The sequence below is a fragment of the Lactiplantibacillus sp. 7.2.4 genome, assembly GCF_018991185.1.
GTDB lineage: Bacteria > Bacillota > Bacilli > Lactobacillales > Lactobacillaceae > Lactiplantibacillus > Lactiplantibacillus pentosus.
This window is the reverse complement of sequence record NZ_JAGYGS010000055.1, coordinates 1-22,136: the sequence shown is the minus strand read 5'-3', so window position 1 is coordinate 22,136 and position 22,136 is coordinate 1. Positions and strand designations below refer to the sequence as shown.

The 22,136-nt window shown below is 48.8% G+C and carries 19 protein-coding genes; 15 read left to right on the top strand and 4 right to left on the bottom strand.

Going from position 1 to position 22,136, the window contains the following annotated elements:
• The first annotated feature begins 60 nt into the window (after positions 1-60).
• Genes KGF70_RS13535 through KGF70_RS13515 form a run of 5 tightly spaced genes read left to right on the top strand, consistent with a single transcriptional unit; the run spans position 61 to position 5,568 of the window.
• Positions 61-1,224 carry a 2-isopropylmalate synthase gene (locus tag KGF70_RS13535; protein WP_216769091.1) on the top strand — a complete coding sequence of 388 codons (1,164 nt, stop codon included), beginning with the start codon at positions 61-63 and terminating at the stop codon, positions 1,222-1,224.
• On the top strand, positions 1,224-2,303 hold the full coding sequence (gene leuB / locus KGF70_RS13530) for a 3-isopropylmalate dehydrogenase (RefSeq protein ID WP_216769089.1): 1,080 nt from the start codon (positions 1,224-1,226) through the stop codon (positions 2,301-2,303). Before KGF70_RS13535 ends, leuB begins: the two co-directional genes overlap by 1 nt.
• On the top strand, positions 2,284-3,657 hold the full coding sequence (gene leuC, locus KGF70_RS13525) for a 3-isopropylmalate dehydratase large subunit (protein WP_216769087.1): 1,374 nt from the start codon (positions 2,284-2,286) through the stop codon (positions 3,655-3,657). Before leuB ends, leuC begins: the two co-directional genes overlap by 20 nt.
• A gap of 1 nt (position 3,658) precedes the next feature.
• The gene (gene leuD / locus KGF70_RS13520; RefSeq protein WP_216769085.1) at positions 3,659-4,243 is read left to right on the top strand and encodes a 3-isopropylmalate dehydratase small subunit; all 585 of its coding nucleotides are present in this window, start codon (positions 3,659-3,661) and stop codon (positions 4,241-4,243) included.
• 17 nt (positions 4,244-4,260) lie between these two features.
• Entirely contained in the window at positions 4,261-5,568 is a 1,308-nt protein-coding gene (locus KGF70_RS13515; protein WP_120768595.1) for an MFS transporter, read from the top strand.
• A gap of 1,111 nt (positions 5,569-6,679) precedes the next feature.
• On the opposite strand, the gene fni is transcribed toward KGF70_RS13515, so the two are convergent.
• The 4 genes from fni to mvk all read right to left on the bottom strand — a co-directional run bounded on the left by fni (position 6,680) and on the right by mvk (position 10,868).
• Positions 6,680-7,714, bottom strand: coding sequence for a type 2 isopentenyl-diphosphate Delta-isomerase (fni, locus tag KGF70_RS13510; protein ID WP_216769083.1), 1,035 nt, complete (start codon positions 7,712-7,714; stop codon positions 6,680-6,682).
• 72 nt (positions 7,715-7,786) lie between these two features.
• Positions 7,787-8,878 carry a phosphomevalonate kinase gene (locus KGF70_RS13505; RefSeq protein WP_216769081.1) on the bottom strand — a complete coding sequence of 364 codons (1,092 nt, stop codon included), beginning with the start codon at positions 8,876-8,878 and terminating at the stop codon, positions 7,787-7,789.
• Positions 8,879-8,912: 34 nt separating this feature from the next.
• A complete protein-coding gene (gene mvaD, locus KGF70_RS13500; protein ID WP_216769079.1) occupies positions 8,913-9,908 on the bottom strand; it encodes a diphosphomevalonate decarboxylase in 996 nt (331 codons plus the stop codon).
• 21 nt (positions 9,909-9,929) lie between these two features.
• Complete coding sequence (gene mvk / locus KGF70_RS13495) at positions 9,930-10,868, bottom strand: mevalonate kinase (RefSeq protein ID WP_105920977.1); 939 nt, start codon at positions 10,866-10,868, stop codon at positions 9,930-9,932.
• A gap of 251 nt (positions 10,869-11,119) precedes the next feature.
• On the opposite strand from mvk, the gene KGF70_RS13490 reads away from it, so the two are divergent.
• The 10 genes from KGF70_RS13490 to KGF70_RS13450 form a co-directional block, all read left to right on the top strand.
• A complete protein-coding gene (locus KGF70_RS13490) occupies positions 11,120-11,362 on the top strand; it encodes a hypothetical protein (protein ID WP_216769077.1) in 243 nt (80 codons plus the stop codon).
• Positions 11,363-11,526: 164 nt separating this feature from the next.
• Positions 11,527-14,331, top strand: a complete 2,805-nt coding sequence (locus tag KGF70_RS13485; protein ID WP_088769541.1) for a helicase C-terminal domain-containing protein — start codon at positions 11,527-11,529, stop codon at positions 14,329-14,331.
• Positions 14,332-14,397: 66 nt separating this feature from the next.
• Positions 14,398-14,898 carry a DUF5590 domain-containing protein gene (locus tag KGF70_RS13480; protein ID WP_021336528.1) on the top strand — a complete coding sequence of 167 codons (501 nt, stop codon included), beginning with the start codon at positions 14,398-14,400 and terminating at the stop codon, positions 14,896-14,898.
• A 23-nt stretch (positions 14,899-14,921) separates the two neighbouring features.
• Positions 14,922-16,121, top strand: coding sequence for a pyridoxal phosphate-dependent aminotransferase (locus KGF70_RS13475; protein ID WP_301554463.1), 1,200 nt, complete (start codon positions 14,922-14,924; stop codon positions 16,119-16,121).
• 20 nt (positions 16,122-16,141) lie between these two features.
• Positions 16,142-17,437, top strand: a complete 1,296-nt coding sequence (gene asnS, locus KGF70_RS13470; RefSeq protein WP_165860976.1) for an asparagine--tRNA ligase — start codon at positions 16,142-16,144, stop codon at positions 17,435-17,437.
• A 76-nt stretch (positions 17,438-17,513) separates the two neighbouring features.
• Positions 17,514-18,239, top strand: a complete 726-nt coding sequence (locus tag KGF70_RS13465) for a DnaD domain-containing protein (RefSeq protein ID WP_050338681.1) — start codon at positions 17,514-17,516, stop codon at positions 18,237-18,239.
• A gap of 360 nt (positions 18,240-18,599) precedes the next feature.
• Positions 18,600-18,728 carry a hypothetical protein gene (locus KGF70_RS17660; protein ID WP_260201178.1) on the top strand — a complete coding sequence of 43 codons (129 nt, stop codon included), beginning with the start codon at positions 18,600-18,602 and terminating at the stop codon, positions 18,726-18,728.
• Between the two features lie 1,004 nt (positions 18,729-19,732).
• On the top strand, positions 19,733-20,800 hold the full coding sequence (locus KGF70_RS13460; protein ID WP_216769073.1) for a methionine ABC transporter ATP-binding protein: 1,068 nt from the start codon (positions 19,733-19,735) through the stop codon (positions 20,798-20,800).
• On the top strand, positions 20,800-21,471 hold the full coding sequence (locus KGF70_RS13455) for a methionine ABC transporter permease (RefSeq protein ID WP_082230238.1): 672 nt from the start codon (positions 20,800-20,802) through the stop codon (positions 21,469-21,471). Before KGF70_RS13460 ends, KGF70_RS13455 begins: the two co-directional genes overlap by 1 nt.
• Positions 21,472-21,486: 15 nt before the next feature.
• Positions 21,487-22,136 (top strand): MetQ/NlpA family ABC transporter substrate-binding protein (locus tag KGF70_RS13450; protein WP_216769072.1); only part of this gene is annotated, 650 nt, incomplete at its 3' end.

The following is a 22,136-nucleotide window of genomic DNA, read 5'->3' as shown; positions in this document are numbered from 1 at the left end:
TGGGGTGCTTTTTTCTTTGTTCCGTTACTTCTAAGTTAGCCGGATAGAAAGGTGATTAATATGAGTAAAATGATTCAATTTTTTGATACGACGCTCCGAGATGGGGAGCAGACGATTGGCGTCAATTTCAGTGTCGCCCAGAAGGTCGCAATTGCCAAGCAGCTTGAACGCTGGGGTGTCGACTGCATCGAAGCGGGTTTTCCGATTGCGTCTACGGCCGATTTTGAAGCCGTCCAGGAAGTATCGAAGGCAGTCAAACACACAACTGTCACGGGTTTAGCACGCGCACGGCAGGGCGACATCGATGCTTGTGTCAGTGCGACCAAAGCGGCCCGGCATCGTCAAGTGCACGTGTTTATCGCAACGAGTCCGATTCATCGTGAGGCTAAATTACATATGACCAAGGCCCAAGTGCTAGCGACGATTGACGAAATGGTGCGCTATGCCCGTCAATTTTTCGAAGTCGTGGAATCTTCGCCTGAGGATGCGACGCGCACCGAAGCAGATTTCCTAGCGACGGCGATTCAGACGGCCATAGATGCGGGCGCCACAGTGATCAATATTCCGGACACGGTCGGTTATACGAATCCCGTTGAGTTTGGTCAATTGTTCGATTTCTTACAACAACACGTCGCGAGTTTCAATGAAGTCACTTTTTCAGTTCATTGCCATGATGATCTTGGATTAGCCGTCGCCAATAGTTTAGCCGCGATTGCACACGGTGCGACCAGAATCGAGGGCACCATCAACGGCATTGGCGAACGGGCCGGTAATGCCGCACTTGAAGAAGTCGCAGCCGCTTTACACGTGCGCCATGACTATTATCAGGTTGACGACCATATTCAATTAAGCGAGACCTGGGCGACGAGTCAATTAATCAGTCAGGCCGCTGAAATGCCGATTCCGCATAATAAAGCTGTAATTGGGGCCAACGCCTTCGCACATGAATCTGGCATTCACCAGGACGGCATGCTGAAAAATCCGCAGACGTATGAGATTTTGACACCTGCTAGTGTCGGGGCGCCGAAGACAACGTTACCACTAGGCAAGTTATCTGGCTCCCACGCGGTCATGCACAAATTACAGCAATTAGGTTACCAGATCGACGCACAACAAATGTCAGCTGTGTTTGCGCAATTCAAACGGATCGCTGAGCAAGTCGATATTGTCTGTGATGCCGATTTGAAAGCAATGATGGCCAATTTTGAAACGGGGGTGGCGTAATGACGACAACTTCAGTTGCTCAGATTGCGGTCCTAGCCGGTGACGGTGTCGGACCAGAGATTATGACCGCGGCCTTGGCGGTGCTTAAGACAGTCAGTCAGGATCAATTCCAATACCAGCTACAAGCAGTCCCCTTTGGTGGGATTGCAATCGACCAGTGCGGCGAGCCGTTACCCGCAACGACTTTGGCGACCTGCCAAGCGAGTGATGCTGTGTTATTAGCGGCGGTCGGTGGCCCAAAATGGGACCAGGCCCCGCAACGTCCCGAAGCGGGGCTACTCGCTTTACGTCAGGCGTTAAACCTATTTGCAAATATTCGGCCAACACGGATCACTGAGGCGAACCAGCACTATTCACCGTTGAAGTTAGCGGCCCCGGTTGATTTCGTTATTTTCAGAGAATTGATGAGTGGGATTTATTTTGGTCAACCACGGACGTTCAGTTCAGAGATGGCAGTTGATACGATGCGTTATCAACGTGAAGAGATTGCCCGTATTGCGCGCTTAGCTTTTCAATTTGCGACCACCCGCAGCCAACATGTGACGTTAGTCGATAAGGCGAACGTATTGGCTAGTAGTCGACTCTGGCGGCAAGTCGTTGCGGCAATTGCCGCCGAATTTCCAGCAGTCACTTATGATACCAAATACGTTGACGCGACGGCCATGCAACTGATTGCTCATCCGGAACAATTCGATGTGATTTTGACGGCGAACCTCTTCGGCGACATTTTGAGTGATGAAGCTGCTGAAATCACCGGGTCGCTAGGAACGATCCCATCAATTAGTCAGGGTAGTCAGGGGCCGGCCTTATATGAGCCGATTCACGGTTCAGCACCAGATATTGCCGGGCAAAGTCGCGCTAATCCGATTGCGATGATTCGCTCCGTTGCCCTGATGCTCGCACATTCATTTAAACGGACTGATTTAGCTAATGAGATCACGACAGCCATCGATGCAGTGATGGCGGCCGGAATCGTCACCCCTGATTTGGGTGGGTCAGCCACGACGACCGCAGTGACCGCTGCCATTATTAATCACATTCAAGAAAGTAGGGAAGTCTATGCCACAGACCATGTTTGATAAACTTTGGAATCGTCACGTCATCAGCGGTAAAGCTGGTGAGCCACAATTAATTTATGTGGATTTGCATTTATTACACGAGGTGACGTCGCCTCAAGCCTTTGAGGGCTTACGAGAAAATCATCGCCGCGTGCGCCGGACCGACAAGACGTTTGCGACGATGGATCATAACGTGCCAACCGAAGATATTTTCAATATTAAGGACGCGATTTCACGCAAACAGATTGAAACGCTGGCCCACAATGCCGCCGAATTTCATGTTCGGCTCGCGGGTATGGGCGATGCGGATCAGGGTATTATTCACGTGATTGGCCCACAATTGGGCTTAACGCAGCCTGGGATGGTCATCGTATGTGGTGACTCACATACTGCGACCCACGGCGCCTTTGGATCAATCGCGTTTGGCATCGGCACTAGCGAGGTTGAACACGTGCTCGCGACTCAGACCATCTGGCAAACGAAGCCGAAAACCATGGGTATCCACGTTCATGGCCAGCTCGGACACGGCGTTTATGCGAAGGATATTATCATGGGCATCATCGCTCGTGAAGGGGTCGCATTCGGGACGGGTTACGCGGTCGAACTTTACGGTGACACGATTGAACGTATGAGCATGCCCGAACGAATGACCCTCTGCAATATGGGAATCGAAGGTGGCGCAAAAATGTGTCAAGTTAAGCCAGACCAAACGACTTTTGATTACGTCGCCGGTCGTAAATATGCCCCTAAAAACATGGCCAAAGCGATTGCCGATTGGCGGCAGTATTACACGGACGACCCAGCCGCCTTTGATCGCGTGATTGATTTTGATGTCAGTGACTTGGCGCCATTCGTCTCCTGGGGAACGAACCCCGGCATGTCGATTCCGATTAACCAACAATTACCACCGATTAAGAACGCGGATGACCAAAAAGCATACGAATACGTGGGCTTGCATCCCGGTCAAGCCGCCGTCGATATTCCGACTCAGTACGCCTTCTTTGGTTCGTGCACCAATGGTCGCCTGTCAGACTTAAAGATTGCGGCCAATGTCTTACGCGGGCATCATATTACACCTGGTTTGACTGCACTGGTCGTTCCTGGGTCTCGGGCAGTCAAAGAAGCTGCTGAACGTCTTGGCTTAGACAAGATTTTTAAGGACGCTGGTTGTGAGTGGCGTGAACCGGGATGTTCAGCCTGCTTAGGGATGAATCCGGACCAGGTTCCCGCTGGTCTGCACTGTGCGTCGACCTCAAATCGGAACTTTGAGGGTCGCCAGGGTGCGGGCTCGCGAACCCACTTAGCCAGTCCGGCCATGGTGGCGTATGCCGCGATTAACGGTCACTTTGTTGATATTCGAAAGGAAGCGCTTTAAGATGACGCCAATTACCACGATTACGAGCACGACGATCCCATTGATGAAAGAAAATATTGATACTGACCAGATTATTCCAAAACAATTTTTGAAGAACATTTTAAAAGTCGGTTATGGCGACCATCTATTTTATGACTGGCGCTACCGTCATCCCAATGATCCAGACCCGGCGTTCATTTTAAACCGACCGGAACGGCAGGGGGCTCATATTCTAGTGACGGGTGCGAACTTTGGCTGCGGCTCCTCACGTGAACACGCGGTGTGGGCCCTGAAGGACTTCGGCTTTCAAGTAATCATTGCTGGCAGTTACAGTGATATTTTCTACATGAACAGCACCAAAAATGGTGTACTGGCGATTACTTTGCCGGAAGTCGACCGAATCCAATTAGCACAAATTGCGCCGAATGCGGAAGTGACGGTCGATTTACCCAACCAGGTCGTTTGCTACCAAGATCAACAGTTTCATTTTGAAATTGACCCGTTATGGAAACACAAATTTATTAATGGCTTGGACGATATTGCGATTACGATGGGATATGAAGACCAGATTGAGGCCTATGAAGCGAAGATTCCAACTTATGATTGAAAGGGTGGTTCATGCGCATGGAAATTCAGACAGAGACACAGTTGCGACAGCGAATCGACCGGACCCATGAGTCACCGCTGTTTTATAAGATTTTTGCGTTAGTTGCAGGTGGCATGTTCTTGGATGCTGCGGATGTGTATATGGCAAGTGCCGTCGCGAGCACGTTATTGAAGAGTGGCTGGTCAACGATTGCCACCAACTCGTACTTCCTATCGAGCGGCTTTTTGGGCCTCTTCATTGGTTCATTGACCGCTGGCTTTATCGGTGATTTGAAGGGACGCCGGGTCGCATATCAAGTTAATTTGTTACTATTCGGCGGCTTTACCTTTTTAGCGGCCTTTGCACCCAACATGGCGGTTTTGATTGGCTGTCGCTTGATTGCTAGTATTGGCTTAGGCTCAGAAATCGTGACCGGGTATGCGATGATCAACGAGTTCGCACCCGTGCATCGGCGCGGACGGTGGTGTGCCAGCGTGTCGGTGATTGCCAATACGGGCGCCCCAGTGACGATGCTTGCTTGCACGATGATCATTCCGCGCTTTGGTTGGCGGGTGATGTTTGCCGCGATTGGCATCATTGCCGCAATCTTGTGGGTTTTACGCCGCGACATTCCAGAATCACCCCGGTGGTTGTTGAGCCACGGCCAACCCGTCGCTGCAGCTGCAGTGATCAAACGTTTGGAAGTCTCAACGAGGCGTGCAGACGCGGATGAGGCACAAACCACATCAGTCCGGCCCAATGCACCAGTTAGCCGGCACCTAGGCGTCAGTTTATTCGTCGCCATCGTTGCCGTTTCAGCCACGATTATTTGTCAGTATACATTTACTTCCTGGGTACCAACGTTATTGGTCAAACGCGGCATCAACGTGACGGGCTCCCTAGGGGTGTCAACCGTCATGATGTTAGGCGCCCCAATCGGCTGCGCAGTCGGTGCTTACTTGGTCGATCGTATCGGCCGCAAATGGACCATCGTGCCAGCCTTTCTACTGACAGCGGTACTTGGCATGGGATATGGACAACAAACTGCGATCCGTGGCGTTGTCATGGTGGGCTTTGCACTGACCGTTTGCTTCTATATCCTAATGGCGAGTGTCGTCGCGGTATACGTCTCAGAGTTATTCCCAACTAAATTCCGCTTTCGTGGATCCGGAATTGCCAATGGAACTGCAAAATTATTCACGGTTGCAATGCCAATCGTCGTTGCTTGGCTACTACAAGTGACCAGCGTCAACGTGATTTTCTGGATCATCAGCGGCATCGCATTGTTGGCTGGACTCGTCGTCTGGGGACTAGGTGTTGAAACCAGTCAGCGACGGTTAGATTGAGTCGGTGAGAACGGGGGGTTAACTAGTGTTGATGTGTGGTGTGCGCAATGGATCATATGGGTTACGCATGGTGCTAGTTAATTCGTCATGATTTAATCGTGCCAATTATTAAGTTCAAATGCGGCCAGCTGAGAATCGCTGGAAATAAGGCGAGTTAGCGTAAATCTGCTTTACGGTGGCTTCCTACACCGACTTCCAGGCATTCTGTGCAATGGCCGGAACGTGGTGGACACAGATTTAAGCCGACAAATCACGTCTTAAATACTGGTCTTTCACTAACCAAGCAAAGGACGCTTGCTAAGTGAAATTTCACCACTGGGCCTTGCCCAGAATACCTTCCAGCCGGGATTGTATTCGAAAGGCAGACATTTGCGAACTCAACTTTTTCTTAGATTAGTCGTTGATTCACAATCCAAGGTCATTTTGACATTCACTGTCAGACTAGTTTCTAATGCTAGCTAAGCTTCCTAACCCATGTTTTAACTTTTCGAATCAGCAGTTTCACTGAGTTTGTCAGAACTTTCTCTAGTCGCTTGAGATAGCAAGGTCTCAAATTATAAACGAAGGTAATTTTATCGACTAAATGCAAGACTAGTGTCCGTTGAAATTAGTGAATTATATTCAGTAATCTTCTCAGTACTCAAATGTCATAAAGCATCAGCGATACCAATTCAAAGCTTGCTTGAAGAACAAGGCCCTAATATTCAGTGGTCAATTGTACCCAGATAGGTGGCTGTTCATCCGCCATTCGAGCGGCTTCCCGACTGTAGGGGCTGGCGGACAATGCTCAAGGGCGAAGTTCTTCTTGTCCGGGTGGGCTTCCCGGGCTAGAAGAAGACTCGTATTTGAAATTGCGCAGTGGGTTTCTGCGTGAGTTCAAATCGATGTCCGCCCTGTTCCAGCGTTGTCAGCCAGCCCCGGAGGTCGGACTAAGACGCTCTCAGCTGACGAACAGTAAGCCACACAATTAGCATGTCTTAATCATGATTCATGCTAAATAATAACTAGCAAATACATCGGCAGTCTATTATTGTTGTTACATACAAAAATCACGACTAACAAGTTCTAACGTAACTTAATACGTGACTTGTCAGTCGTGACTTTTTCGCTTTTAAAGTGTTTGTTTGTAATTAACAAGTTCCGGTGATAGTAGGATTTTATCACCCATCTGATGTAAATCAGCAATCGAGGTTGCACCGACCAATGCTAAGAGCCGTTTTAATTGGCTTTGCCAGTCAGTTAGCATCGCAATCACTTCCTCGTCAGTATGGTGGAGCAACGCGTGGAGTACGGTCCCAGCCATTCCGACAGCATCCGCTCCCAGCAACAGGGCCTTCAAGACATCAAGTGGCTGGCGAATGCCACCAGCTGCAAAAATCGTCAAGTCTTGTGGATGGCCTTGAACACTCAGCAAGGATTCGACGGTGGTCAATCCAAAGTCATGGAGATAGGCCATGTCACGCTGCGGTCGACGCCGATTTTCGATATCTACGAAGTTGGTCCCGCCATGACCACCGAGATCGATGTAGCGGACACCGGCCTGGTAAAGTTGTTGCATGGTTGGCTTAGAAATGCCAAAGCCGACTTCCTTGACGATCACTGGTACGGGTAAAGCTTGGACCAGCGTTTGAATATTGGCCAGCCAATGAAAGTCGCGGTCTCCCTCGGGCATGACGATTTCTTGGACGACGTTTAGATGCAATTCGAGCGCATCAGCTTGTAACATTTTGATTGCCGTCTGAGCAGCTGCCAGCGGATGACCTGCGCCGAGGTTACCAAAAATCAAACCATCAGGATTGTTAGTCCGCATACTGCTAAAGGTGCCGGCTAATTGGGGATCTTTGATGGCGACACTTTGCGAGCCGGTCGCAATCGGTAAGCCGCAAGCCGCCGCAATTTTTCCGAGCCGTGCATTTAGTTCGCCAGTGTGCGGGGAGCCGCCAGTCATGGCTTCGATATAGAGCGGACTGTCCCAGTGCCACTGTCCAATGGTCGTACTTAAATTGACGTCGGCGACTGCGGTTTCAGGTAGGGCATCGTGGCGAATCCGGACTTGGTCGAAGCTATTTGGTTGATCCCCATGATAGTACTTCTCGGCCAGGGAAACGTGTTCGTCTTTACGATGAGATTGTTGACTTTGTGGCATCAGGCCACCTCCAATATCAGGTTAATCTGAAAACGAGTCTGGCAGGGTGTGCCAGGCTCGTCAGTAACAGGCTTAAGAATTTGGTAAGACGGTATCTTGCACCGTGTGAACGTTTAAATTGAGTTGTTCGATACCTTCAGCGGCCCAAGCCGCTAAGAGCGGTTGGGGGTCGATCGCTTGATTGATCAAGACGATGCCGCAATCCCCACCGCCAGCACCAGAAGTTTTAGCCGCTGCGCCGGCGTTTTCAGCCAATTGAATCATGCGTTGTAATAGTGGCGTTTCAATCGTCACGTGACTAAACGTACCGAGCTTTTGTAGCAACTGTCGGTTGAGCCGCAATTCCGTTTGAATTGCATCCAGGTCACCGTGGTGAAAACCAGTGATCATGCGTTTCAGACAGGCTTTACTGGCTTGTAAGAAGGTTTGGTATTCACTGCGCTGTTTGGCCTTGACCAATGCGACTTTATCGACTAAGCGCGAGGTTGAAGCCGGCGAGCCGGTCCAGCCAATCATCAAACGCAAGTCGGCAGGTGGTGTTAAGAGTTCAATGCTCAAATCTGGCCAAGTCATTGCCAATAGTTCGCTGAGACTGGATTGGGCTTGTTGTAGCTGCAACCAATCACGATCAAACGAGTGGTAGGCGATCCAACCGCCGTAAACACTCGCCGCAATATCGCCCAGTGAACCATTTCCCTGAACAGAGAGGTGGGCAATCGCCGCTAGTTTGAAGAGCTTCGGCTTATCCATTGGTAAGTGGTAAAACTCGCATAACGCCTTGACGGTGGCCACGGTGACCGCAGCCGAAGAACCAAGACCGTATTTTTTGCCGTCAGCGCTATCAAGTTCACTGTTGATCCCGAGGTGGTATACCCCGAGGTCACGGCCTAGTTCGTGGGCATAGCTTTCAGTGTAACTGATTGCTGCCAAAATATAATGGAAGGGGTTATCGCGATTATCGAAGACCATCGCATCGCCCTGACGTCGCCAAACGATTGAGTTTTCTTGGTATTGTTCTGAAACGATACTCCCAATCGTTTCGCTAGGTGAAATCGTTGCGGTCACGAACTGGTCGAGCGCAACGATAATTGCTGGATAACTGCTTTCCACCACTGCATATTCGCCGGCAATGTAGAGTTTTCCAGGAGCTTTCACCGTTATCATGCCATCATGTCCTTTCATGGCCAGTCATGACCATTTAAATTAAACTGCATTGATTTTCTGTTATCGTGATTCCAGGACCGGGTTTGGCAACAATCAGTTGTTCAGGTTCGAAATATTGTTGTAACGCTGTCTTAATCACGTCAGTATCCTGACCCGCACAAATGATTTTAACGTTCGGGCCAGCGTCCAAAGTATAATAACAGTTTACCCCTTGTGAACGCAAGTCGGTGACCGCCTGAATTGCGGTTAACGTCTCAGCGGTAAAATAGTTAAACGCGGGTTCGGCACTCAAATTAAGCGCGTGCATCCGCATCGCATTGGTCTCTGCGATTTGTCCGACCTCTTGTAAATCACGGGCCGCGATTGCTTGTCGCATCCGTTTCAAATCGGCTTCGGCGGTCTGGACCCAAGCTGGATAGTAAGGGGAGGTCTGAACGACTCGTGCCATGCCGGCAGTCGAACTGATTGGTTTTTGCGTGGCCTTGAGTACGACGGCAATCATCTGAATGTCCCAATCCACCGGGTCCTGTAAGACTTCCGCGTAAGAACTAGCATCATCATGTCCGGCGCGCCATTCGACGAAGCCACCAAAAATCGAGCGGGTCGCTGAACCAGACCCCCGACGTGCGAGTCGTGATAAGTCGGTCAAGTCGAGTTGCAAACCGGCTGCACGACTGGCCGCACCCGCTAAGGCGGCAAAGCCAGAAGCAGAGGAAGCTAGTCCCGCTGAGGTCGGCACGTGATTTTCAGTGACGACCTTGGCGTAGGCTGTCTGACCGCTTTGTTGGCGAACCAGGTCCAAAAACTGACTGATGCGGGCCGCTTTTTGGGCGGTCAGGCGCTGACCATTGAACTCAATTTCGTCGGCAGTCAGTTGTGTGGCAAAGGTTACGCTAGTTTGCGTATAGAAATGGTCTAATGTGAGCGAGATACTGCCGTTTTGGGGTAGCATCAAGTCGGCATCCTTTTTGCCCCAGTATTTGACCAGTGCAATGTTCGTGTGGGCCTTTGCGGTTACAGTTTTTGCCATGAATTTTCCTCCAAAAGTTAATTAATCATCAGTCAAAAGTGGTTCGACCCAGGTTGCCGTGGCCCCCGCAGCGCTTAATTCTTGTGCGAGTTGGTTGGCGATACTAGCCTCAGGGGCGAGCGCAATCAGACAGCCACCTTGGCCACTACCAGTGAGTTTTGCAGCTAAGGCACCGTGCTGGCGGGCAACCGCGAGCAACTGTTCAAGCGCGGGATGACTGACACCTAGTGCCCGTAAATCATCTTGTGCGCCATTGAGTGCTGTTGCCAATGCGCCCATGTTACCATCTGCTAACGCGGTTCGTGCTTGGCGAGTCATGTCACCTAAGTGGTCGATCCTTTTTTGAATCGTGGCGCCCTCAATCATCAGTAAGTTACGGACGGTCGCAACGGCAATTTTGGTCTGACTCTTAATACCAGTATCTGCAATGACTAAATATCCAGGCAGTTTGACCGGAATTGGAAAATTTTCTCGTCCCTTGACGAACCAGACCGGTGATTTCGCGCTGGCCGTCGCCACGTCGAGCCCACTCGGTTGTCCGTGGGTATAGCTCTCGGCAATGTTGGCCGTTGCTAATAACGTTTGGTGTGAGAGTGGGCGTTCGAAAAAGTCATAGAACGCGCGGGTGACGGCAACTGCCGCGGCGGCTGAAGAGCCCATTCCACGTTCGGAAGGAATATCGCTTGTAATATGAATATCAAAGCCTTGATCTGGCGCGTCGAAGCGTTCCAGCAAAGTTTTGATGAGGGTCTGAATACCCCCTAAATTGGCGGACATCATGTTGAAGTCGCCGTTGAAGTACCGACTTTTAACGGTCTGAGCGGCATCGCGGCGATGAATCGTCGCCTGCATTTGAATCGTCGAAATTGGTAAGGCAATCGCGGGTTGTCCATAGACGACGCCGTGCTCCCCAATTAAAATAATTTTGGCATGACTAGTACCGGTAGCTAGATTTTTCAATCGTGTCGCTGCCTTTCTGTAAGTAGATTGATAATAGCTTCATAATACCTTATTCGCGTGGATTTTGCCACGGCAACTACGGTTAGCGGCTGGATTTTAAGCTGAAATTAAGTTGGACTGGTTTGGAAACTAACAAATTCAAGTGGCATGCAATACCTGTCGATTGTTTGTGCCATTAAAGGATGGCAACTAGTGGCGACTAGGCGTGAATATGGTAGAATTAGAAAATAATTAGAAATGAGGGTGATTCCATGCCAGAGACAGAAGTTTATCTGATTATGACCGGTTATGTCGAAGAAACGCCGAAGCAAGTCGGGGTCGTTGCCGCGGTCTACGTTTCAACAGATCTAAAGCGGGCACAGTCAAAACTAGCAACATTGCGACAAGCTCATCCCCAAACCTTCTATGAATTGTATCATTGCCCACTGGATACGGACTTAGATCAGCTCAGTCATTATCCGTCAGTTGAGATTAGCCCTGCTGATTTCGCCTAGATGAGGGGTCCGGGTCAGGCTCAGTGCATGAATATGCTATAATTTAGAATGGTATGCGATAAGGCTGTCAATAATCCGGGTGGTGCGCTAATCAAATTGCTAGTGCGCCGCGGATATAGCATGCAACACGATAGCTTTACAATCAATAATCTGGGGAAATGACCATGAAACCAAACACAACTTATGCGGTCGTTGATATTGAGACGACCGGGACTAGTGTGAAGGACGGCGACCGCATCATTCAGATCGGTTGTGCGTTTGTTAAAAATAATAAAATAATTAATACCTTTGCCGCGGACGTTAACCCGTTAAGAACGGTACCCGCCGTGATTGAGAACTTGACGGGTATCAGTAATGCACGGGTCCGCAAAGCACCGCCGTTTGATGACTTGGCGGGGACGATTTATAGCTTGTTGCAAGGAACCGTTTTTGTTGCTCACAACGTTAATTTTGATTTGCCGTTCATTAATGGAGAACTGCAGCGAGTCGGCTATCCGGAACTACCTATTCAGGCGGTGGATACCGTTTCGCTCAGTCAAATCTTATTACCGACCGCGCCGAGTTTTCGTCTGCGCGATTTGAGTCACCAACTAAAGATCGACCACGAACATCCGCACGCTGCGGATAGTGATGCGATTGCAACGGCACACTTGTTTATCAAATTGCAGCAGCGCTTGGCACAGTTACCACTGATTACGTTGCAGCAGATGGTGCAGCTCACACCGGAACTACCGCGCGAGACTGCCGACTTATTCGCCTACGCTTTCCAACAAGGCAAGCAGCATCCGCATCAACTGCCGAGCGGCTTAGTTATCAAAAATGGGCTAGCCTTACGAAAACAACGGCTGCCACAGCAGCCCGTTGGACGCAAGGCCGCCCGTTATCCGTTGACCAAAGCGCAGAAGCAACACTTATTTGGTGACCGTTTAACTTATCGACCACAACAGGCACGGATGATGAACCAAATCTATCGTCACTATGCCAAGCAGCCGGCCGAACAACCGCCATTGTTAATCGAAGCACCGACTGGGACCGGTAAAACCTTAGGCTACTTGTTACCATTAGCCTATTTGGCACAGGATGGCCAGCAAGTCGTGATTAGCACGGCGACGACGGTGTTGCAGACGCAATTGCGTGATCAAGGCGTGGGGCTGTTAAATCAGCTCTTGCCTGAGCCAGTGACGGCAGTCGTCATCAAGGGAAACCAACATTATGTGGACCTGAATCGGTTCGCCCGCGGATTAGCGTTACACGAACATTCCAAACAGACGCAATTGTTGAAATTACGGGTGCTCGTGTGGTTGACGATGACGACGACCGGGGACCTCGACGAATTGCACTTGAGTACCTATCAGGCGCCATATTTCAGTGAAATCGCCCATCACGGGGTAGCGTCACTTAAGGCGGATGACCCGTTCTTTAAGGAAGACTTTTTACGATTCCGTGACCAATTGACGGCTCAAGCAACGTTCATTATCACGAACCATGCTTACTTGATGCACCACGTGGCACAACTCGGTAGTCGCCAAGAACGGCCATTGCTGGTCTTAGATGAGGCCCAGCATTTAGCAGATGGCGTCGTCCGTGATTCACGTCAAAAATTCGACTTCAATGGCTACATGGCGACCTGTCATAGTTTGATCAGTCGCATCGATAGTGAGCATCGGCTGAACTTACGGGCATTGTTTGCCGAACAGCCGCAAGCCGATTATCGACTCAAACTATTAGACAATTCGCTCAATGATACGGATCTGCATTTGCAACAACTGCAGGCGGCATTGGCACGCGCCTTCGTACCAGCACAAAAGGGTGGCAATCAACCCGTGGAACTCGGCATCACGACTGATGAGCTGACCGAATTCTTTGCGGCCCATAATCCACTGATCAAACAATTACAAACGGCGATTGAAAACTGTTTCTTGCAATTTCAACAATTGAATGAACAGTATCAACATGACCAGTCGCAAGTCTTACCGAGCGAGCAACACGTGTTAGACGATTTTGATAATCGCCTCCAACATTTGCGCCAAGGCTATGACTTGCTACGAACCTGGTTAGTGCCGGCCTCCCGCGAACAACGGGTCTTTTGGGTGAGTTTGAATCAGTGGCACGACCGGGGAAGTTTAACGCTGGCAGGAAGTCTAATCGATACGCAGGGCTACTTTAAGACGCAACTCTATCCCTATTTCAGCGCACCACTGTTGACTGGGGCGACGTTGTTTGCGACCGGTAAGTCTCAGTACGTTTATTCTCAGTTGGATTTGGACCAAGAGACTGCCAAGCATCACAAGTTGTCGACACCATTTGACTTAGCCCATCAGGCTCGTTTGCTAGTGGCAACTGATGCGCAGGCGAATGAACAGCCGAGTGGTAAACAACGCGTGGCCTATTTGACACGCGCGATTCATGACATTGTGACGGCTACACCGAAACAAACGCTGATCCTGTTCAATTCACTCAGCATGATTGAAGCGGTCTTCTATAGTTTGCACCAGACCAATTTGCCTGGTGACCGGGAAATCTTGGCACAGGGTGTCAATGGGAGCCGTGAAAAACTCCTGCGCCGGTTCACACAAGGCGACAACGCGATTCTGTTAGGCGCCGGCAGTTTCTGGGAGGGCATCGATTTGCCGCAAGAACAGTTGGAACTGTTGATCGTGACGCAATTACCGTTTGAGTCGCCCGACCAAACGACGACCAAAGCGCGTTATCAGCAATTGCGGCAAGCCCAGCTCAATCCGTTTTATAATGAGGCCTTGCCGAAAGCGGCCTTGAAATTACGTCAGGGCATCGGTCGTTTGATTCGAACAGACCATGACCGCGGGGCCGCCGTGATTTTAGATGACCGGCTAATGACTAAGCGTTATGGGCAAACGATTATTAAGGCGTTGCCGAAGACCTTACCGCCGACAGCTGGGACGATTCCGGAAATTACCGCCGAACTTCAAAGTTTTTTCAAAACTAAGTAAGAAACCATTCCGCAAACAGATAAATTTGCTATAATTAATTTATCTGTTTTTTGAAAGGAAGAGCATATGCGAGTTCAACGTAGAAGGCGCCCTGAACGGCTCATTATGATTATCTTGGTTGTCATCTTGGCAATCATCGTAGCCGTATATGGGACGTTATGGGCGGCACAGCGACCAATGCATCAAGCCCAAAAGACCGCTTATAGTCTTGCGGTCAGCAAAGGTAAGCTAAAGACGACCACGGCATTTTCACAGTACAATGGGACGAGTAGTTATTACGTTGTAACTGGGACTAACAGCAAGAACGTTCCAGTCTACGCGCTGATCAACACGAATAAGCATCATAAAACGACCGTTGTCAAACAGTCCGCTGGGATTTCACGGACGAAGGCGCTTAAAAAAGTTTGGTCAAAACGCAACCCTAGCAAGGTCATTAAGGCGACCCTTGGTGAATATGATGGCACCACCGTCTGGGAAATTACCTACTTGAATCAGAAAAAGAATTTGTGTTATGAAATCTTGCAGTATTCGAATGGGAACCAACTGAAATCGATTATTAATATTTAACGGTTAAAGGAGTGCGGATGTACATGGAATTATCGCGTAAAGTAATGCAGATTCAACCGTCAGCAACACTAAAAATCAGTGCAACTGCCAAGCAAATGGTGGCGGATGGCATCGACGTTATCAATTTGGGTATCGGCGAACCCGATTACCAAACCCCTGATAATATCAAGCAGGCTGCCATTGACAGTATTCAAAATGGTCAAGCTAGTTTTTATACGCCAGCGACGGGCTTACCCGCGCTGAAGGCGGCAATTAGTCAACGAATTGAAGCGGATCATCATTATCATTTTGATCCCAGTCAAATTGTCGTGACGGATGGCGCCAAAATGGCGTTGTTCACCCTGTTCCAAGTCATCTTGAATCCGGATGACGAGGTTTTATTACCCGTCCCATACTGGGTCAGTTATTCGGAACAAGTTAAGTTGGCTGGTGGGGTACCAGTTGAAGTACCGACCGATGACCAACTGCGGTTCACGGCCGCTGACCTAGAAGCCCATCGGACAGCGAAGACCAAAGCATTGGTCTTGAATTCACCGCAAAATCCATCAGGGTTAGTCTTCAGCCGAGCTGAACTGACCGCCATCATGGACTGGGCCAATGAACACGATGTTTTGGTCGTGGCTGACGAAATTTATGAAAAGCTATTATATAACGGTAATCAATTTACATCCGTGTTAGAATTAGATGCGGCCAATATGGATCACGTTGTTTTGATCAATGGTGTTTCCAAGGCCTACTCAATGACTGGCTGGCGAATCGGGTATGCGGCTGGTCCTAAAGAAATCATGGCAAAGATGGGTGTCGTACTCGGGCACGCGGCCAGCAATCCGGCGGCCGTCTCGCAGTATGCGGCCATCGAAGCGTTCAGTGGTGATCAGTCTTCAGTCGAAACGATGCGTCAAGGGTTTGAGGCGCGGTTGAATGAACTTTATCCGCTGATTGAGAGTCTGCCAGGCTTCAAGATGCCAGCTGGTAAGCCAGCAGGGGCCTTTTACTTGTTCCCAGACATCACCGAAACCTTGCGCTTGACTGGTTATGCCGACGCGCCCGCGTTCGTGACGGCGGTACTGCTTGAAGCACACGTCGGGTTAGTTCCTGGGGAAGCGTTTGGGTTACCAGGTTGCTTACGATTGAGCTATGCAACTGACATGGATTCGTTACGCGAAGCCCATCGACGTTTAGATAAATTTATGACAGAAAAAATTGCTGAACAAGCAAAGTAACTGGAGGATGGAAGTAAATGGTGCAACAGATCAGTATTATCGACGCTAAGGACCATGTTGACGAAAAAGTTAAGATTGGGGCTTGGCTAACTAATAAGCGTTCAAGTGGGAAGATTGCCTTCTTACAATTACGCGATGGTTCAGCCTTTTTCCAAGGGGTCGTCGTTAAAAGCCAAGTGAGCGAAACTGTTTTTGAGCTCGCTAAGGAAGTCAAACAAGAAGCTAGCATGTGGATTACGGGTGTGATTCATGAAGATAGCCGCTCCAAGTTTGGCTACGAAATCGAAGTTGAAGACATTGAAGTGGTCGGCGAGAGTGAAGAATATCCAATTACACCTAAGGAACACGGGGTTGATTTCTTATTAGACCATCGTCACTTATGGCTTCGTTCAAAACGGCCATGGGCAATTATGAACATTCGTAATGAAGTTACCCGGGCCACATATGAATTCTTCAATCAAGAAGGCTTCATCAAGATGGATCCACCAATTTTGACCGGGAGTGCGCCAGAAGGAACGACTGAACTGTTCCATACGGAATACTTCGACCGGGACGCCTACTTGTCTCAAAGTGGTCAGTTATACGCTGAAGCTGGCGCATTAGCTTACGGCAAGGTCTTTACGTTTGGCCCAACTTTCCGGGCTGAAAAGTCTAAGACGCGTCGTCATTTGATCGAGTTCTGGATGATTGAACCAGAAATGGCCTTCATGCACCAAGAACAAAGCTTGGAAGTTCAAGAACGCTACATTGCTTTCTTAGTTCAAGGTGTCATCGACCACTGTCAATACGCCTTAGATATTTTAGGTCGCGATGTCGAAACACTGAAGAAATACACGAAATTGCCTTACCCACGGATCAGTTACGATGAAGCTATCGAATTATTGAAAGCCAACGACTTCGATGTTGATTGGGGTGTTGATTTTGGCTCGCCAGAAGAAACTTTCTTAGCAGACCACTTTGACCAACCCGTCTTCGTTTTAAACTATCCAAAGGCCATCAAGCCATTCTACATGAAGCCACACCCAACGCGTGAAGACGTTGTGATTTGTGCGGACTTATTGGCACCAGAAGGGTATGGTGAAATCATCGGTGGTTCTGAACGGGCCACGGACTATAACTACCTGCTGGACCAAATCAAGAAAGCTGGCTTGAACCCTGACGATTACGCTTGGTACTTGGACTTGCGTAAGTATGGGAGCGTCCCTCATTCTGGCTTCGGGCTTGGTTTGGAACGCTTCTTAACGTGGATTACCGCTGAGGACCACGTACGGGAGACGATTCCATTCCCACGTTTATTGAACCGGATTTACCCGTAAAATAAATAAATTGATATTTTTATTAAGAGCGTGGGACCTGGTCTCACGCTCTTAATGGTGAAAGGGTGTTGATTGAATGGAGTCTTTAGCAGCGGCATTAGTGAATGATGGTCAGACCACGATTGCCAATGCCTTACTGGCGCATTATCGTGAGATCGGCGTCACTAATGATGAGTTATTGGTTTATCTACAATTCAAACGGTTGATCGATCAAGGCAATCAATTCCCGGATGCAGCGGTGATTGCCAAGAGTTTAGGTGAGTCAACGAACACCGTTTTTCAGCGCTTGCATGAAATGTTGGCTAAAAAGTTACTAACGATTGAATCGATTACTGGGGATGATCAAAAAATTCATGACCGGTATAATTTTGACGGTCTCTACGACAAGTTGGCCGTGGCGCTTAAAAAGCAACCTGTCACGGATCAGGCTGAAAAGCAAGCCGCTAATGAGAACAAACGACAGAAAGTATTTCGTGCGATTCAGACTGAGTTTGGGCGGGACTTGTCGCCAATCGAAATGGAAAGCATTAGTAAGTGGTTTGATGAAGACCATTACGACCCCGACGTTATCGAGTTGGCATTGCGTGAAGCCGTATTACGGCAAGTGTACAACCTGACTTACATGGACCGAATCTTGCTGAATTGGCAGAAGCGCAACTTGAAGACTGCGGCTCAGGTCGAAGCTGAACGTCAACGCAGCATCGAACAACGGCTGAATTCTGCGCCACAACCGCAACGCCAAACTGGTGAGAACGCGCTACCTAAAATCCCACTCTTTAAGTTGGGTGATGAGCAGTCTTAAGGTTGGTTTGTCGCAAAAAAACGAATAAGTGTCATAACTGGATTTAAATCAAACTCGCGACTAGCTATTTCGGATGGCTGGTCGCGAGTTTTTTTGGCTGGCAGTTGGTATCGATGATGATAAAAAAGTGCGCATTGTTTGGTTTACTGTTCGTCTGCCGGTGATCTCCTTATTCCGACTTCCGAGGCCGGCTGACAATTGCTGGAACGTAAGCCGACGTCGATTTGAACTCACGCAGAAACCCACTGCGCAATTTCAAATACGAGTCTTATTCTAAGCCGGAAGAAAATCACTTCCGACTAAGAATAATTTGGCTACTGAGCATTGTCAGCCGGCCACTCCAGTCGGGAAGCCACTCGAATGGCAGATGAACGACCACCTATCTGGGTACAATTGACCTCTGAACATTTAGTGATTGGCCCCTCCGGTAAAATCTTGATCGGTACTGTTAATGCTTTATGGCCTTTGAGTAGTGAGAAAATCACCTGAATATCGTTCACTATTCTCAATGCCACTAAATTCAACGGCCACTGGTCTCGAGTTTAATCGATAAAATGGCCTTCGCTTAGAATTCAAGATTTTGTTATCTCAGACGACTAGAGCAGATTCCGACGAACTCAGTAAAGTTGCTTGTTATCGGCTTTAAAAAATTGGGTATGGAAGTCTAGCTATTGTTAGAAACTAATCTGACAGTTCAATATCAAAATTATCGTGTGCTGAGGAACCAACGACTAAACTAATAAAAAGTTGGGTCCGCATATGTCTGCCTTTCGAATACCATCCCGGCTGGAAGGTATTCTGGGCAAGGCCAAGTGGTGAAATTTCACTTAGCAAGCGTTTTGTGCTTGGTTAGTGAAAGACCAGTATTTAAGACGTGGGGTGTCGGCTTAAATCTGTCCACCACGTTCCGGCCATTGCCCAGAATGCCTGGAAGCCGGACTAGGAAGCATCCACCACAGCATGTTTACGGTAACTCGCACTGTTTCCAGCGGGGCCCAGCTGGCCGTTTTGAACTTAATAATCGGCACGTTTTTATCATTTTGATGCCAGATGGTTATACTACTTTAGTAAATCAAAACTAAACATCATAGAATAATTAAAAACAGATGATAACTAGTTATTGACTTCTCATCATAAGAGCGCGATACTGTAAACATGCAAGTGAATATATCGATAAATACGTGTAAGATGAGTAGGCGTTGTGTAGATTGGTCAGAGAGCTGTCGGGTGGTGTGAGGCAGTCAAACCGCAATGTCGAAGATGGTCTTATAATGCAAGTTTCAGCGCTGAGCACTTGGTGAGTAAGGCGTTGACGGGTACGCCCGTTATTGGGTTAGAGTTACGGCAGTCATAAGGACTGGCGTGACTTGAAGTGCGGTGGCCTGTGAGGGCCATTCGAAGTAAGGTGGTAACACGGAAAAACGTCCATTCGTCCTTAATCTGGCAATCAGATTAAAGACAATGGGCGTTTTTTAATGGAGAGGATGCAGAAGATGACAGAAGCAGTAATTGATTTAACGCAGATTGGTGTAACGTTTAAGGATGGCCAGAAGACGATTCAGGCCGTTCAAGACGTGGATTTGAAAATTGAGGCTGGTGACATCTATGGCATTATCGGCTATTCTGGGGCTGGAAAAAGTACGCTAGTCCGGGTCATTAATTTACTACAGGTCCCAACAACTGGGCGGGTGGTCGTTAATGGTCAGGCTTTGCAAGAGCTTTCGCCAGTTGCCTTGCGACAGGCACGTAAACGGGTCGGTATGATTTTCCAACATTTTAACTTAATGCAGTCGCGGACGGTGCTTGGTAATGTGGTCTATCCGTTACTCGGGCAAAAAATCAGTAAGTCCGAGCGCCGGGCTAAAGCGCTACGGTTACTTAAACTGGTTGGCCTGGAAGATTACGCTGACAGCTATCCAGATAAATTGTCGGGTGGGCAGAAGCAACGGGTGGCAATTGCCAGGGCACTGGTGACTGATCCGCAAATTCTGATTTCAGATGAAGCGACCAGTGCACTCGATCCCAAAACGACCGCGGCGATTCTGTCGTTACTGCAACAAGTGAATCGGGACTTAGGTGTTACGATCGTGCTGATTACGCATGAGATGCAAGTGATCAAGAGTGTTTGTCATCACGTGGCTGTTATGGAAAATGGCCGGATCATTGAACGTGGCCCTGTTGCGCAAGTCTTTACGGCACCCCAAGCGCCACTGACGGTTGATTTTGTGGAAACATCGACCAACGTGCGGGCAGCCATCGAACGCATCACGCGGACGATCCAATTGAGTGAACTGGCAGATGATCAAGAATTAATTGCGTTTAAATTTGTGGGGCAATCGACCAAGCAAGGCATCGTTTCCCATCTTTCACAAACGCTCGGTGTGGATGTCAACATTCTGTTTGCCAATATTGACCAGATCGATGGTCAAAATGTCGGTGATATGATCGCGATTATTACGGGTAATTTGCCCGCATTCAATCAGGCGATTGCGCAACTCGCTGACCAGGGTGTGCAGACTCATGTGATTAATGAACAAGATGTAAAGGAGTTGGTGGACTGATGAGTGCCTTGATACCAAACGTGTTACAAATGAAAGCAGAATTTATTCAAGCAACCTGGGAGACGCTGTACATGACCGCAATCAGTGCCATCGTAGCGGGTATACTTGGTCTGGGTCTCGGAGTCTTATTAGTCGTTACCCAACCCGGTGGGATTTTGGCGGACCGGCCGTCTTATGAATTATTAGATAAACTAACTAACTTATTGCGGTCGGTGCCATTCATTATTTTGCTGGCGGTCATTTCGCCACTGACCAGTTACTTAGTTGGGACGACGGTGGGGACAACGGCTTCACTGGTGCCATTAGTTTTTGGCATTTTTCCATTCTATGCTCGGCAGGTACAAAATGCCCTATTAGACGTAGATGGCGGCATCGTTGAGGCTGCTCAATCGATGGGCTCGAGCCCGGCCGCGATTATTTTTCGCGTGTATCTCAAGGAAGGCCTACCAGATTTAGTCCGGGTTTCCATCGTCACCGTCATTAGTTTGATTGGGTTGACCACGATGGCTGGCGCAATTGGTGCCGGCGGTCTCGGTGATATTGCCATCAGCATTGGATATGCCCGGTTTGAAAATGACGTGACGTTGGTCGCAATGATTATTATTCTAGTGATGGTGTTTGCCGTTCAGTTATTCGGCGACTGGCTCGTCAAACGAGTCTCACACCAGTAAAAGGGGAAAGTGTCGATGAAACGATTAGCATGGTGGTTATTAGGCATTGCAGTGATTGTCGGCGTGTGCGTCGGCTTACACGAAATTACAAGTTACTCCGCACGGGCGCAACAAAGTGCCACGATTACGGTGGGCTCGATGGGTTCAGACTATGAGGTCTGGCAACATATAGCTAAAAGTACCGAAGCTAAGCAAATGGGACTAACAATTAAAGTTAAACAGATCACGGATGGTGTTCAGTTGAACAAAGCCACGGCGGACGGCGATGTGGACGTGAACGCGTTTCAGTCATGGTCGTATTATGAAACCTACAATCGGCAAAATCCCAAGGCCAAATTGGCAGCGTTAGGAACGACCTATCTAGAACCGATGGGAATTTATTCTAAAAAATATCAAAATGTCGATGAAATTCCAGATGGCGCAACGATCGCAATTGCCGATAATCCGTCGCAAGCATCACGGGGACTGCTGTTGTTGCAAAAAGCGGGACTCATTAAATTATCGGCGAACTTTGGCGTCCTCGGAACGATTAAAGATATTACCAGCAATCCACGACATTTGAAGTTCAAGCAAATTGATGATACGACTGGACCGCGAATTATTAAGAACGTCGATGCCGTCTTGATTTCAAACACTGTCGCCTTGGAAGGACATTTACACGTCTT

What these genes read in the sequence shown, in the direction of transcription:
- KGF70_RS13535 (WP_216769091.1), top strand. Translation starts at nt 61, where the DNA reads ATGAGTAAAATGATTCAATTTTTTGATACGACGCTCCGAGATGGGGAG.
- leuB (WP_216769089.1), top strand. Translation starts at nt 1,224, where the DNA reads ATGACGACAACTTCAGTTGCTCAGATTGCGGTCCTAGCCGGTGACGGT.
- leuC (WP_216769087.1), top strand. Translation starts at nt 2,284, where the DNA reads ATGCCACAGACCATGTTTGATAAACTTTGGAATCGTCACGTCATCAGC.
- leuD (WP_216769085.1), top strand. Translation starts at nt 3,659, where the DNA reads ATGACGCCAATTACCACGATTACGAGCACGACGATCCCATTGATGAAA.
- KGF70_RS13515 (WP_120768595.1), top strand. Translation starts at nt 4,261, where the DNA reads ATGGAAATTCAGACAGAGACACAGTTGCGACAGCGAATCGACCGGACC.
- fni (WP_216769083.1), bottom strand. Translation starts at nt 7,714, where the DNA reads ATGCCACAAAGTCAACAATCTCATCGTAAAGACGAACACGTTTCCCTG.
- KGF70_RS13505 (WP_216769081.1), bottom strand. Translation starts at nt 8,878, where the DNA reads ATGATAACGGTGAAAGCTCCTGGAAAACTCTACATTGCCGGCGAATAT.
- mvaD (WP_216769079.1), bottom strand. Translation starts at nt 9,908, where the DNA reads ATGGCAAAAACTGTAACCGCAAAGGCCCACACGAACATTGCACTGGTC.
- KGF70_RS13490 (WP_216769077.1), top strand. Translation starts at nt 11,120, where the DNA reads ATGCCAGAGACAGAAGTTTATCTGATTATGACCGGTTATGTCGAAGAA.
- KGF70_RS13485 (WP_088769541.1), top strand. Translation starts at nt 11,527, where the DNA reads ATGAAACCAAACACAACTTATGCGGTCGTTGATATTGAGACGACCGGG.
- KGF70_RS13480 (WP_021336528.1), top strand. Translation starts at nt 14,398, where the DNA reads ATGCGAGTTCAACGTAGAAGGCGCCCTGAACGGCTCATTATGATTATC.
- KGF70_RS13475 (WP_301554463.1), top strand. Translation starts at nt 14,922, where the DNA reads ATGGAATTATCGCGTAAAGTAATGCAGATTCAACCGTCAGCAACACTA.
- KGF70_RS13465 (WP_050338681.1), top strand. Translation starts at nt 17,514, where the DNA reads ATGGAGTCTTTAGCAGCGGCATTAGTGAATGATGGTCAGACCACGATT.
- KGF70_RS17660 (WP_260201178.1), top strand. Translation starts at nt 18,600, where the DNA reads ATGGCAGATGAACGACCACCTATCTGGGTACAATTGACCTCTGAACAT.
- KGF70_RS13460 (WP_216769073.1), top strand. Translation starts at nt 19,733, where the DNA reads ATGACAGAAGCAGTAATTGATTTAACGCAGATTGGTGTAACGTTTAAG.
- KGF70_RS13455 (WP_082230238.1), top strand. Translation starts at nt 20,800, where the DNA reads ATGAGTGCCTTGATACCAAACGTGTTACAAATGAAAGCAGAATTTATT.